The following is a 12504-nucleotide window of genomic DNA, read 5'->3' as shown; positions in this document are numbered from 1 at the left end:
CGCGCCTTTGATAGCCCGTCAACGTCACCACGGGGCCTTGTGTCCCAGCTCAGGAAATCCGAGCCAGAAGCGCATGCGGCAGACCCTGTCGGAGCGCCTGCCGCTATTCGTCTCTCGCTCAGCCGATCTTCTGGCCGGTCTTGGCCCAGTCAGCGAGGAACGCCGCCAGGCCCTTGTCGGTGAGGGGATGGCTCACCAGCGCCCTCAGCGTGGCAGGTGGAGCGGTCACGACGTCGGCGCCGATCAAGGCTGCCTGCTTCACATGGTTCACGGTGCGGACCGACGCCACCAGAATCTCGGTGTCGAAATCGTAGTTGTCGTAGATCTGCTTGATCTCGGCAATCACATCCATGCCGTCGGAGCTGATGTCGTCGAGTCGGCCGACAAAGGGAGAGATGAAGCTCGCGCCCGCCTTGGCGGCGAGCAGAGCCTGGTTGGGGGAGAAGCAGAGCGTGACGTTGACCATGCGGTTCATCTCGGTGCGGATCGTCTTGCAGGCCTTCAGGCCATCCAGCGTCAGCGGCACCTTGATGCAGATGTTGTCGGCGATCTTGGCGAGGTATTCCGCCTCGGCCATCATCTGCTTGAACTCGGTAGCCACGACTTCGGCCGACACCGGGCCGGCAACGATGTCGCAAATCTCCTTCGTCACCTCGACGATGCTGCCGCCGGATTTCAGGATCAGCGACGGATTGGTGGTGACGCCGTCGAGCAGGCCGAGCTCGTTCAGCTCGCGGATTTCCTTCACGTCGGCGGTATCGACAAAGAATTTCATGGGTCATCTCCTTCGAATTCCTGCTCGGGCCGTCCGCCCTCTGGCTCGGCTTCCCCTTAGACCAAAGAGCGGGCAAGGTCACGAGCGATGAAAGCAGATTCGTTTGCGGTTCGGACGGTGCCGGTGCTGGTGCCGATGCCGGCCGAAAGACCCTACTCATATAGTGTTCCCGCAGGCATGACGGTCGAGCCTGGTTCGATCGTTCGCGTGCCGCTCGGGCCGCGCGAGGTGGCGGGTATCGTCTGGGACGGACCTTCGGACGAAGTCGACGCCAGGAAGCTCAGGCCGATCTCCGAGGTTTTCGATTGCCCGCCGATCGACGAGGCGGCGCGCCGCTTCGTCGATTGGCTGGCGGCCTATACGCTCTCGCCGCCCGGCATGGTCGCGCGCATGCTCTTACGCGCGCCGGCCGCCTTCGACCCCGAGCCGTTCATCGACGGCCTGACGCTTACGGCGAACCGGCCCGACCGCATGACTGCGGCACGAGCGCGCGCACTGGAACTCGCGGCCGACGGTCTCGCCTGGACGCGGTCAGGGCTTGCGCATGCGGCCGGCGTCTCCCTCACCGTGATTGACGGCCTTTCGGCGCAAGGCGTCTTCGAGCCCGTCCGCATACCGCCGCGGCCGGTCGTCGCAGCTCCCGACCCCGACTTCGCGCAGCCGGAGCTCACGGCGGAGCAGGCCGCTGCGGCTGACGTTTTGCGCGATGCCGCTGCCGGGTCCTATTCCGTCGCGCTGCTCGACGGCGTCACGGGATCGGGCAAGACCGAGGTCTATTTCGAAGCCGTCGCGGCAGCCCTGCGGAAAGGCAGGCAGGTGCTCATTCTGCTGCCGGAGATCGCGCTTACCCAGGCGTTTCTCGATCGCTTCCAGAACCGCTTCGGCGCCAAGCCGGCCGAATGGCATTCCGACGTGCCGCCGAGAATGCGCGAAAAGGTCTGGCGCCAGGTCGCCGAGGGCCGTGTGCGGGTCGTCGCGGGCGCCCGCTCGGCGCTGTTCCTGCCGTTCAAGGAACTCGGCCTCGTCGTCGTCGACGAAGAGCACGATCCCGCCTACAAGCAGGAGGATCGCGTCTTTTACAATGCGCGCGACATGGCAGTGGTGCGTGCGAGGATAGGCGGCTTCCCGGTCGTGCTGTCATCCGCAACGCCGTCCATCGAAAGCCGCGTCAATTCCGAGCAGGGGCGCTATACGCGCGTCGCGCTTACCGCGCGCTTCGCCGATGCCGAGCTGCCGAAGCTCGGCGCGATCGACATGCGCCGCGCGCCGCCGGCGCGGGGAGGCTTTCTGTCGCCAGTGCTGCTTGGCCACATGCGCGAGAATCTGGGGCGCGGCGAGCAGTCGCTGCTCTTCCTCAACCGCCGCGGCTATGCGCCGCTGACGCTTTGCCGATCCTGCGGCCACCGCTTCCAGTGCGACGACTGCTCGAGCTGGCTGGTGGAGCACCGCTTCCGGAGCCAGCTCGTCTGTCATCACTGCGGTCATGCCGAGCGGCGGCCGGAAGCCTGCCCGGAATGCGGCACGTTCGACCATCTCGTCGCTTGCGGGCCGGGCGTCGAGCGTATTGCCGAAGAGGTCGTCAACCACTTCCCGGATGCGCGCACGATCGTGCTGTCCTCGGATATTCTCGGCGGGGTGCGGCGCTTGCGACTCGAACTCGAAGCGATCGCCAAAGGCGAAGCCGACATCGTGATCGGCACGCAGCTGGTCGCCAAGGGGCACAATTTTCCGAACATGACGCTGGTCGGCGTGGTGGATGCCGACCTTGGCCTCGCCAATGGCGATCCGCGCGCTGCCGAGCGGACATTCCAATTGCTGAGCCAGGTCACCGGCCGGGCCGGGCGCACAGGCAAGAAGAGCATCGGCCTGTTGCAGACCTACCAGCCGGACCACCCGGTTATGCGGGCGATCGTCTCCGGTGATTCGGAAAGCTTCTACGAGAAGGAGATCGCCGAGCGCGAGATGGCTCGCCTGCCGCCTTTCGGCCGGCTCGCCGGCATCATCGTCAGCGCGCAGACCAGGGCCGAGGCGGAAGCCCACGCCCGCGGCCTGCGCCGCGCAGCACCCGAGGCCCGCGACATCCATGTGCTCGGCCCGGCCGAGGCGCCGCTTGCGCTGATTGCCGGCCGCCATCGCTTCCGCCTGCTCGTCCAGGGCGAGCGGCGCTCGGACATACAGTCCTATGTCCGCGCAATGCTGGCCAACGGACCGAAGCTGCGGGGGTCTGTGCGGGTGCAGGCAGACATCGACCCGCAAAGCTTTCTGTAGAGCATCGGACCGAAAAGTGAGTAGCGGTTTTCGGACGAATCCGATGCAGAACAAAGAGATAGAGCGGCGAGGCGGTTCAATTTGAACGCATGCCGCTCTAGCAGCCTACGACATGAGGATGCCCGCTATGAAAACCCTTGGCCTGCTCGGCGGCATGAGCTGGGAATCGACGGCGATCTATTATCGGCTCATCAACGAAATCGTGCGCGAGCGCGCAGGCGGGCTCCATTCCGCCAGGCTGCTCCTGTGGTCCTTCGACTTCGACGAGATCGCGGCGCGTCAGCATGCCGGCGACTGGGCGGGCGCCTCAGCCATGTTATGCGAGGCGGCGCGCAAGCTGGAGGCAGCGGGGGCGGAAGGGCTGGTGATCTGCACCAACACCATGCACAAGCTGGCTGGCGAAGTGCAGGCCGTGGTTGGCGTGCCGCTCATCCACATCGCGGATGCTACAGCGGCGGCGATGAAGAACGCAGGAGTATCCAGGCCCATCCTCCTGGCGACGCGCTTCACGATGGAGCAGGACTTCTATACCGGCCGGCTGAAGGACCGCCACGCGATCGAAGCAGTCGTCCCGGATCCGGCCGGGCGCGAAGTGATCCACCGTATCATCTACGAGGAGCTGGTGCGCGGCATCGTCAGCAAATCGTCCAAGGCGGCCCTTCTGGAAGAGGTCGAGCGACTGCGCAGCAGCAGCGCGGTCGACGGGCTGATCATGGGCTGCACCGAAATCACGATGCTGATCGGTGCTGCCGACTTCGATATCCCCGTTTTCGATACGACCGGTATCCACGCAGAAGCGGCCGCTGAGTTCGCGCTGCAATAGCCGCTGCTGCAGACCGTTTACCTGACCGATCCTTCACCCGGCCCATATTGCCGTAGCCGACATGAAGCAGTTGGCCATTTGCAGCTGACACGTTGCCGTCAAGACTCCTTTCCGGAGGGATGGCCGTTGACGACGAGGTCCGCGATAGTAGTGCCCCAACCGTTCTCTTCGGTCGCGAAGAAATCGCCGATCACATAGTTCGCGGCAAACACCTGCACCGGACCGAGCGGCGCGAGCGGGTCGGTTGGAAGGGTGCCGAGCGAGACCTGGGCTGAGCCCCAGCGACAGGAGGTTTGTCGGAAATCCGGCGAGGTGTCGCGGGCGATCACGCGCTTGTTGAGGATCGTGCCGTCTGGAGCGGGCTGGATATGGATGTTGAGATGCGGCGTTGTTTTCAGCGGTTCTCTCTCCACCTCGTCGAATCGGCAGTCGATGGAAATCAGCGGGACGCCATTGCGGACGACGCTTGCGGTAGCGCCACCCTCACGCTCGGTCAGTTCGATCGTGCCGAACTTCTTCGGGTATCCCCAAAGGTCGCGGCCGGCGGCGATCGCTGCCTCGTTGTCCTCGTACTCAAACAGAAAATAGCCGCCCTCGCACTCGCCGAAGCGCACCGGAATGACGATGCCGGCGTCCATGAAAGGCGTTTTGTTGCAATTGGTGAAATCGGACACGTAGACCAGGAAGCGATCACCGGTGAGTGTGAAGGGCGTGTTCTCCAGATACTGGCCGAGAATCGTCGCGTCGCCCTGGCAGATGGCGTTAAGGCTACGATTGGCGGGGCAGTCATAAGGCACAAAGGGATCGGGTATCAGCGGCGCCTGCAACGGCATGTTGTTGGCATTGTGGAGTCGGATGCGGGTCATTTGGGTCCTTGCGAGACTCGTAAGTGACATGAAAAATCGTGGGTTGTATTTCACCAAGGTGAACGTGATAGCCCCTCAGTGGTGGGCGTCAAGCCATATCTCTCACGCGCTTTTCAGCAATGCCTGAGGCGGTTGGCTGCTGGCCGCTGGTTGTGGGCATTCTCTCCGGCGACAGCGACAACTTTCTGTTCAAAAGCACGGCCGGCTCGTGCCGGCAGGCTGGCTTGCCGTGTCCCCGGAGAGCGGGCTACATGATGAGGTTCCGCAACGCTGCCCTCGGGCGCTCGATGTGACTACCGAGGTGACCAACTTGTCTTCTGACGACACGAGGAATCTCGACGATACCGATCCGCTGATGGTGCGGTCAGTGGAAAAGGCCTTTCGGGTTCTCGAAGCCTTCGACGGTGCGAATCGCAGCCTCAGCTTGGCGCAGATTTGCGTCAATGTCGGGCTCGACAAGAGCGCGGCGCAACGTTTTACCCACACGCTGAACAAGCTCGGCTATCTGCAGAAGGATCCGGTTACAAAGCGCTTCGAGCTCAGCTTGCGCAGCCTGGAAATGGCGCGCCATTTCATTACCGCCAATCCGTTGGTCAACCAGGCCATGCCCTATCTCCTCCATCTCAGCCGCGAGACGGAAGAGACGGTGAACCTGACGCTGCCGCACGGCACGGACATCGTCTTTGCAGCCCGCTTCATGAGCCGGCATATGCTGAACACCGATGTCGTGATCGGCACTCGCCTGCCGGCCTTCTGCACGGCGCCGGGCAGGGCCATTCTCTCCCGCCTGCCGGCCGACGAAGCCGTGACGCTGCTCGAGCGTTCGCCCTTGCAGGCCTTCACGCCACAGACGGTCCATACGGTGGATGCGCTGGTTGCGCGTCTCCATGCCGCCCGCGATGCGGGCTATGCCACGACTTGGGGTGAGTTTTTCCCCGGCGATCTTTCCGTCGCCGCTGCTATCCTTGATCAGGCGGCGCGGCCGGTCGCAGCCGTCAATATCGGCGTTTCCAGCGCGCGTTACACGCCCGAAAAGGCCGAGGAACTCTTTGCGCCGTTGGTTGTCGCGGCCGCACGCTCGATTTCGCAGGCCTCGTCCACCTTCTAGAGCGGCGTGCGTTCAAATTGAACCACTACGCCGCTCTATCTCTTTGTTTGCGCATCGGATTCGTCCGAAAACCGCTTCGCACTTTTCGGCCGATGCGCTGGCAACTCCTCCCCTGTCGCCCATCAGGGCTGTCGCGACTGCTCTGAGCGGTCGGTTTTCCACGTCGCGGAAAAGCTCGTTGACAATTCATCGTATCGAAATACGATACGCTGAATTGTAATACGATACGGTAAAGTAAATCACATGACGAATTTCATCCTCACCGAGCAGCGCGGCGCCTGCCGCGTGATCACGCTCAACCGCCCTGAAGTGCTCAATGCCTGGCATGCCCAGATGCGTTCCGACCTCGTGGATGCGCTGGAGGCGGCCGAGCAGGATCCTGCCGTCGGCGCGATCATCATGACGGGGGCGGGGGACCGCGCCTTTGGCGCCGGTCAGGACCTCAACGAAACCAAGACCTTCGACCCGGACCGGGCGGAACTCTGGATCGGCGAATGGGAACGTCTCTACGATCGCATCCGCAGCCTTTCCAAGCCGCTGATCATGGCGCTCAACGGTCTTGCGGCGGGATCGGCCTTCCAGGTGACGCTGCTCGGAGATTTTCGCATCGCCCATGACGGCGTGAAGATGGGCCAGCCGGAAATCAACTCCGGCATTGCCAGCACGACCGGGCCCTGGATCATGATGGAGATGATCGGCCTCGCGCGCACCACCGATCTTACGCTGAGCGGCCGCATGATGCCGGCCTCCGAATGCGTGGCGATCGGTCTCATCAATCGGATCGTACCGCGTGAAGAAGTGCTCGAGGCATCGCTCGCGCTGGGCGAGGAGCTTGCCGCCAAGCCGCGCCTTGCCATGAAGCTCAACAAGCAACGGTTCCGCGAGGTCACCGAAGCCCGCTTCCGCGACGCGCTCGCGTCCGGCGTGCGTAACCAGCGGATCGCTTATGCGGATGGCGAGCCCAACCGCATGATGGAGCAGTTCCTTGCGGCGCGGTCGGCCAGGAAATCCGGCTGAGTCTGCCGGCGGCTCCTCAATATCGATGATTTTTCAGGACTACAGCGTGGAAGACAAAGGTTTCATCTCCTGCCTGCAGGCTCGGGCGGCCGCCTCGCCCGATGCAATTTACGCTACCTTTGATGGGGAGCCGATCAGCTTTGCGGACCTGCACCGCAAATCCGACAGCGTGGCGGTGGAACTCCGCCGCCTGGGGGTCGCCAAAGGCGATCGCGTGGCGCTGATGCTCCGAAACAGTCCGGACAGCCTCGCGGTACTTTTCGCCATTGCCAAGTGCGGGGCTGTCTGGGTGCCGGTGAATGTGCAGCTGCGCGGCGACGGCCTCAAATACATTCTTGAACATAGCGAGCCGCGTGTCGTGTTCGCCAATCGCGATCTCTTCCCGAACGTTCTGGAGTGCGGCGCGGACACGACGGCCTTCCGTCTCGTCGCGGAAACGGGAGCGCCGGATTCGCTCGATCGGCTCGTCGCCGGCGGCCATGTCTTCTCGGAGTCCTTGCCCGGCGCGGACGATCTGTTTGCGCTGAACTACACCTCGGGCACGACCGGCCGCCCGAAGGGCGTCTGTGTCACCCACCGCATGCTGCGCTATGCGTCGGAAGGGGCGATGCTCTGCTCCGATGCACGAGACGGCGACGTCTTCTTCGTCTGGGAGCCGCTCTATCACATCGGCGGAGCCCAGCTCATTCCCATCCCGCTCCTGCGCGATGTCAGGCTATCGATGGTGCAGCGCTTCAGCGCCAGCCGCTTCTGGGATGATGTGCGGGAGTGCGGCGCGACCCAAATCCACTACCTCGGCGGCGTGTTGCAGATCCTTCTCAAGCAGCCCGAAAGCGCGCGCGACCGGGACCACAAGGTGCGCGTCGCCTGGGGCGGCGGATGCCCGCGCGATATCTGGCGTGCCTTTGAGGAGCGCTTCGGCATCCCGCTTCGCGAGTGTTACGGGATGACGGAATCCTCCAGCATCACCACCTTCAACGCGACCGGTGTGCTGGGCTCGGTCGGCATGCCTGTGCCCTGGCTTTCGGTCGAAATCCTCGACGACCAAGGCAAGCCCGTGGCGGCAGGCGCCTCCGGCGAGATCGTCGTCCATCCGCGTCAGGAGGGCGCGGTCTTCGCCGCCTATTTCCGCAATGAAGAGGCGACAGCCAAGGCGCTGCGGCCCAACGGCTTCCACACCGGTGACCTCGGCATGCTCGACGCGAGCGACAATCTCTACTTCCTCGGTCGACTGACGGACAGCGTGCGCGTCAAGGGCGAGAATGTCTCGGCCTTTGAGGTAGAGCATGTCGCCGGAGGTCATCCACTCGTCGAGGATTGCGCGCTAATCGGCGTCAAGGCGGAGGTCGGCGAGCAGGAGATCAAACTCTTCATCAAGCCGAAGGCGGGCGCGGATATCGATTACCTGTCCTTCTCCGACTGGCTCGCCCAGAGGCTGGCGCCGTTCCAGAACCCGCGCTACCTCGCCGTCATCGACGATTTCGAACGCACGCCGAGCCAACGCATCATGAAGCATCGGCTTCCGACGTCAGTCGAAGGCAGCTGGGACAGGCTGCAGGAGACCGGCCGATGAGCCAGGCGAAGCAAGCGAACGCATATCCCATGGGAAGAAAACCGCAATGAAGGCCGCCGTTCTCTATAACTACGATGAAGACCTCGTGATCGAGGAGGTGCCGATCGGCGAACCGGGCGATCGTGAGGTTCTCGTCCGCATCATCGCGACGGGGGTTTGCCACAGCGATCTCAGCGCAGCGAAGGGTAAGTCGCGTCCTCCGCTGCCGATCATCCTGGGCCACGAGGCAGCAGGCATTGTCGAGCGCACTGGCTCGGCCGTCAGCAAGGTGCGCAAGGGCGATCACGTGATCCTCTCCTGGGCGCCTAACTGCGGAGAGTGCTTCTACTGTCACAAGCGACTGCCGACCATGTGCGACACCTATGGCGCGGCCGCCGGCGGAGGCACGCTGTGGAATGGTGCGCGCCGGCTCGGCAGCGCGGCGAAGCCGATCAATCACTTCACCTGCCTTTCCAGCTTCGCGGAACTGGCGGTCGTTCCGGAATCCAGCTGCTCGAAGATCGAGAAGGACATTCCGTTCGAGGTTGCGGCCTTGGTGGGCTGCGCGGTGACCACCGGTTTCGGCGCTGTCGTCAACGATGCGCGCGTCGAACCCGGCGAAGTTGTCGGGGTGATCGGCGTCGGCGGGGTAGGTATCAACGCCATCCATGCGGCGTCGATTGCCGGTGCTGAGGCCATCGTCGCGATCGACATCAATCCGGAAAAGGAGGGCGTCGCTCGTTCCTTCGGTGCAACCCATTTCCTGAATTCCGCTACACAGGATGTTGCCGCCGAACTCAAGGCGCTGAGCCGTGGCCGGGGCGCAGACAGCGTCATCGACTGCACCGGACGGCCTGATGCGATCGCGCTTGCCTATGACAGTGCTCGGCCAGGCGGTTCGGTGATTTCCGTCGGAATCGCCGCCAAGGGGGAGATGGTTTGCCTACCAGCTTCGACCCTGCCCAATACCCAGAAGCGCGTCATTGGCAGCAACTATGGCGGCGGCGTTCCGGAGCGAGATTTCGAGCGCATTCTCGCCCTCTATTGCGCCGGTCGCCTCGACCTCGACCGGCAAGTCGGCAAGCGCGTGCCGCTCGATGAGATCAACGACGCTTTCCGGTGGCTGGAACAGGGCGTTCTCGCCCGCACCATCGTGTGCTTCGATCATTGACATCAGGTTCGTTTCGCAAACGAATCTGCAGAATCATCTGCGTGAAATCTTGACATAACTTCTTCACTGGTGTGAACGTCGAGCCAGACGCGAACGTCAAGGAAAGACCGCATTCACATGTCCCAGCAGGCCTACACCCTCCCGCAGCGCGCGCCGCTCTATGAGGCGCCGCCGTTCAACTACGAAGCCTTCAGCAAGGTCAGTGTGTTCTGCCGCGTCGACGAGGCGGCGATCCGTGCGGCGCTGCCCCTGCAGTTCGACGTCCGGGGCGACGTGATCGAGTTCTTCATCATGGACGTGCCCGCCGGCGGCTCGCTCGGCTCCTATGCCGAAGGCGGTATCGTCGTTCCCATGAGCTATCAGGGGCGCCCCGGCGGTCATGTGCTCTATGAGATCGTCACGAATGACGACTCCATGGCGGTCGGTCGCGAGGTCTGGGGCTATCCGAAGAAAATGGGTGAGGTCGAGTGGACGGCGACCGACAGCGCGGTTTCGGCCAAGCTGTCGCGCCGCGGCACGTCACTGATCGAGATCGATTTCAAGGCCGATGGCCCGTCCTTCGAGAAGCCGTTGCTCCACCCGCGGTTCCAGACGCGCATCATTCCCTCGCCGGAAAGCGCGGCTGCAGAAACGCAAGTCATCGAGAACGCGCTCGGCGCGTCGACGACGATCCGCCAAGCCTTCGGCACGGCAAACATCAAGGTCGGCGGCAATGCCAGCGATCCGTTCTCCGATTTCCAGATCCGCGAGATCGTCGGCGCGGAGATGGTCGTCGCCAACTTCGTGCTCGCCTTCGGCAAGATAGTCGGCTGACGACGGGATAGGCCGGTGACCGTACACATGATGTGTGCAAAAGCACCCGAAACGATGTTCAGACTCGATGGAAAACGGGTCTTCATCACCGGTGGCGGCGGCGGAATCGGCCGCGCTGCGGCGCTGATGTTCGCCGCCTTCGGGGCGCATGTCGTGGTTCTCGACCTGGATTCGGCGGCGGCGGAAGGCGTGCGCTGCGAGGTGGCGGAGCTCGGCGGTGCGGCGTCGGCCTTCGCCCTCGACGTCAGTGACGAAGCGAGTGTTCTCTCCGTCTTTTCGCAAGCGGAACGGGAGGCCGGTGGCCTCGATGTCCTCGTCAACAATGCGGGTATTTCGATCTGCCGGCCTTCGACCGAGCTTTCGCTGGAGGATTGGAACCGCGTGGTCTCGGTCAACCTGACGGGTATGTTTCTGTGCTCGAGAACGGCCGCTCGTTCCTGGATCGGCCGCGGCGTGCCGGGTGCCGTGATCAATACCGCGTCGATCATGAGTTACTCGGGCGGAGGGCTTCATCCGAACATTTCCTATCAATCGACGAAGGCGGGTGTAGTGAACCTCACCCGCACGCTGGCGGTCGAATGGGCTGACAACGATATCCGCGTAAATGCGGTGGCCCCGACCTGGGTCAGGACGCCCCTGATCGACCATCTGATGGCCGACGAGGGCCAGATGGAAAAAATCCGTAACTTGACGCCCCTCAAGCGGCTTGCGGAGCCCGAGGAAGTCGCCGCCGCCATGATCTTTCTCGCCGGTAGGGCATCGGCGATGACAACCGGCCATGTGCTGGCGGTGGACGGCGGCTATCTCGCGAGATGAGGAGGGCAAGCGGAAACTTCAGATAAATCGCATGCCTGATCATAGGCATGAAAAAATTAGAGAAAAATTTCACGAAAATGTTGCTCGGATGGGAGTTCCGTGCAACCACTCTCGACAACGAAAGGGGAATTTTTATGAACAGAACGCGTGTACTTCTTTCAGCCGTGGCGCTCCTGTTGGCAACTGGCGCTATGCCGGCCGCGGCCGACGACATCGTTCTCGGTGGCAGCGCGCCCATGTCTGGCGCGCAGGCGGAGTTCGGTCAGTCGCAGATTGATGGTGCCCAGCTCTATTTCGACCAGCTCAACGAAAAGGGCGGCATCAAGGGCAACAAGGTCGTCTTCCGCGCGCTCGATGACCGCGCCGACCCGCGCCAGGGCACGCTCGTCGCCCAGCAGTTCTGCGACGATAACGCCGTCATCGGCGTGATCGGCCACATGAATAGCGGCGTCACTATGCCCGCGCTCGACATCTATTCCGAATGCGGCATGCCGCAGGTCGTGCCCGCGACCAATCCGGAATTGATGCGCATGGGCTTCAAGACCGTCGTGCGCCCGGTGGCGAACGACTTCGTGCAGGGTGCGCTGCCGGCCAAATACGTCACCGAGAAGCTTGGCCTGAAAAAGGCGGTTCTCGTGCATGACAAGACCGTCTTCGGCCAAGGTATCGCTGGTGTGTTCAAGGACAATTTCGAGGCTGGTGGCGGCACAGTTGCCGGTACATTCGGCGCGAACCCTGAAGACGTCGACTTCTCGGCTCTGATCGCGTCGATCAAACTCCAAAATCCGGACGTCGTCTACATGGGCGCAGGCATGCCGCAGCTTGCCCTGTTCCTCAAGCAGATGCGCGAACAGGGACTGAAGGCCCAGTTCATCGGCCCCGACATCGGTTTCACCGTCGATTTCATCACCCAGGTGGGGGCGGCTTCGGCAGAAGGTGCGCTCATGACCTTCCAGCTTCCGCCATACGACTCCTCGCCGGAGTTGAAGGATTTCGCCGAACGGCACCAGGCCCGCTTCGGCCGGGCGCCCGGACCCTACGCTTCGCTCGGCTTCGCGAATGCTCAGGTTATGGCCGCCGCCGTCGAAAAGGCAGAAACCTTGGATCGCGAAGGCGTGCTTGCACAGCTTCATGGCGTAACGGTCGATACGCTGCTGGGGCCGGTCGCCTTCGATGACAACGGCGAGAACACGACGGCGCCGATGTACCTTTATGTCGTCAAGGACGGCAAGTTCGAGCTGGTCAAGGAATAACCGGCCGGACGCATCTTTAAATAGGGCCGGCACACTCGGTTT

General features: G+C 63.0%; 11 protein-coding genes. 9 read left to right on the top strand and 2 right to left on the bottom strand.

The features are described 5' to 3' along the window. Positions 1-118 precede the first annotated feature (118 nt). The gene (fsa, locus tag SAZ10_RS08765; RefSeq protein WP_318608818.1) at positions 119-775 is read right to left on the bottom strand and encodes a fructose-6-phosphate aldolase; all 657 of its coding nucleotides are present in this window, start codon (positions 773-775) and stop codon (positions 119-121) included. An 87-nt stretch (positions 776-862) separates the two neighbouring features. Here fsa and SAZ10_RS08760 point away from each other — a divergent pair, with 87 nt between their 5' ends. Both SAZ10_RS08760 and SAZ10_RS08755 read left to right on the top strand, forming a co-directional pair. Continuing rightward, complete coding sequence (locus tag SAZ10_RS08760) at positions 863-3043, top strand: primosomal protein N' (RefSeq protein ID WP_318608817.1); 2181 nt, start codon at positions 863-865, stop codon at positions 3041-3043. Between the two features lie 127 nt (positions 3044-3170). Further along, positions 3171-3866: an aspartate/glutamate racemase family protein gene (locus SAZ10_RS08755; protein ID WP_318608816.1), complete on the top strand. Its 696-nt coding sequence runs from the start codon at positions 3171-3173 to the stop codon at positions 3864-3866. Positions 3867-3964: 98 nt separating this feature from the next. Here the strand turns inward: SAZ10_RS08755 and SAZ10_RS08750 are convergent, their stop codons facing one another. After that, positions 3965-4732: an acetoacetate decarboxylase family protein gene (locus tag SAZ10_RS08750; protein WP_318608815.1), complete on the bottom strand. Its 768-nt coding sequence runs from the start codon at positions 4730-4732 to the stop codon at positions 3965-3967. Positions 4733-5042: 310 nt separating this feature from the next. Here SAZ10_RS08750 and SAZ10_RS08745 point away from each other — a divergent pair, with 310 nt between their 5' ends. From SAZ10_RS08745 to SAZ10_RS08715, 7 genes are all read left to right on the top strand, one after another. Beyond that, on the top strand, positions 5043-5840 hold the full coding sequence (locus SAZ10_RS08745) for an IclR family transcriptional regulator (protein ID WP_318608814.1): 798 nt from the start codon (positions 5043-5045) through the stop codon (positions 5838-5840). Between the two features lie 243 nt (positions 5841-6083). Then, positions 6084-6857 (top strand): enoyl-CoA hydratase/isomerase family protein, encoded by a 774-nt coding sequence (locus tag SAZ10_RS08740; RefSeq protein WP_318608813.1) that lies wholly within the window; start codon positions 6084-6086, stop codon positions 6855-6857. Positions 6858-6903: 46 nt separating this feature from the next. Then, positions 6904-8430: an AMP-binding protein gene (locus SAZ10_RS08735; RefSeq protein ID WP_318608812.1), complete on the top strand. Its 1527-nt coding sequence runs from the start codon at positions 6904-6906 to the stop codon at positions 8428-8430. 46 nt (positions 8431-8476) lie between these two features. Next, positions 8477-9580 carry a Zn-dependent alcohol dehydrogenase gene (locus tag SAZ10_RS08730; RefSeq protein WP_318608811.1) on the top strand — a complete coding sequence of 368 codons (1104 nt, stop codon included), beginning with the start codon at positions 8477-8479 and terminating at the stop codon, positions 9578-9580. A 117-nt stretch (positions 9581-9697) separates the two neighbouring features. Further along, on the top strand, positions 9698-10393 hold the full coding sequence (locus SAZ10_RS08725; protein ID WP_318608810.1) for an acetoacetate decarboxylase family protein: 696 nt from the start codon (positions 9698-9700) through the stop codon (positions 10391-10393). Between the two features lie 54 nt (positions 10394-10447). Then, the gene (locus tag SAZ10_RS08720; protein WP_318608809.1) at positions 10448-11209 is read left to right on the top strand and encodes an SDR family NAD(P)-dependent oxidoreductase; all 762 of its coding nucleotides are present in this window, start codon (positions 10448-10450) and stop codon (positions 11207-11209) included. A 134-nt stretch (positions 11210-11343) separates the two neighbouring features. Further along, positions 11344-12462, top strand: a complete 1119-nt coding sequence (locus SAZ10_RS08715; RefSeq protein ID WP_318608808.1) for a branched-chain amino acid ABC transporter substrate-binding protein — start codon at positions 11344-11346, stop codon at positions 12460-12462. The last annotated feature ends 42 nt before the right edge of the window (positions 12463-12504 follow it).

The sequence above is a fragment of the Mesorhizobium sp. BAC0120 genome (assembly GCF_033542235.1).
Classification (GTDB): domain Bacteria; phylum Pseudomonadota; class Alphaproteobacteria; order Rhizobiales; family Rhizobiaceae; genus JAWRCU01.
This window is presented reverse-complemented; position numbering and strand designations above follow the sequence as displayed.

Bases quoted from the DNA above. Each gene is read 5' to 3' on its own strand.
- fsa (WP_318608818.1), bottom strand. From the start codon at position 775: ATGAAATTCTTTGTCGATACCGCCGACGTGAAGGAAATCCGCGAGCTG.
- SAZ10_RS08760 (WP_318608817.1), top strand. From the start codon at position 863: ATGAAAGCAGATTCGTTTGCGGTTCGGACGGTGCCGGTGCTGGTGCCG.
- SAZ10_RS08755 (WP_318608816.1), top strand. From the start codon at position 3,171: ATGAAAACCCTTGGCCTGCTCGGCGGCATGAGCTGGGAATCGACGGCG.
- SAZ10_RS08750 (WP_318608815.1), bottom strand. From the start codon at position 4,732: ATGACCCGCATCCGACTCCACAATGCCAACAACATGCCGTTGCAGGCG.
- SAZ10_RS08740 (WP_318608813.1), top strand. From the start codon at position 6,084: ATGACGAATTTCATCCTCACCGAGCAGCGCGGCGCCTGCCGCGTGATC.
- SAZ10_RS08730 (WP_318608811.1), top strand. From the start codon at position 8,477: ATGAAGGCCGCCGTTCTCTATAACTACGATGAAGACCTCGTGATCGAG.
- SAZ10_RS08725 (WP_318608810.1), top strand. From the start codon at position 9,698: ATGTCCCAGCAGGCCTACACCCTCCCGCAGCGCGCGCCGCTCTATGAG.
- SAZ10_RS08720 (WP_318608809.1), top strand. From the start codon at position 10,448: ATGTTCAGACTCGATGGAAAACGGGTCTTCATCACCGGTGGCGGCGGC.
- SAZ10_RS08715 (WP_318608808.1), top strand. From the start codon at position 11,344: ATGAACAGAACGCGTGTACTTCTTTCAGCCGTGGCGCTCCTGTTGGCA.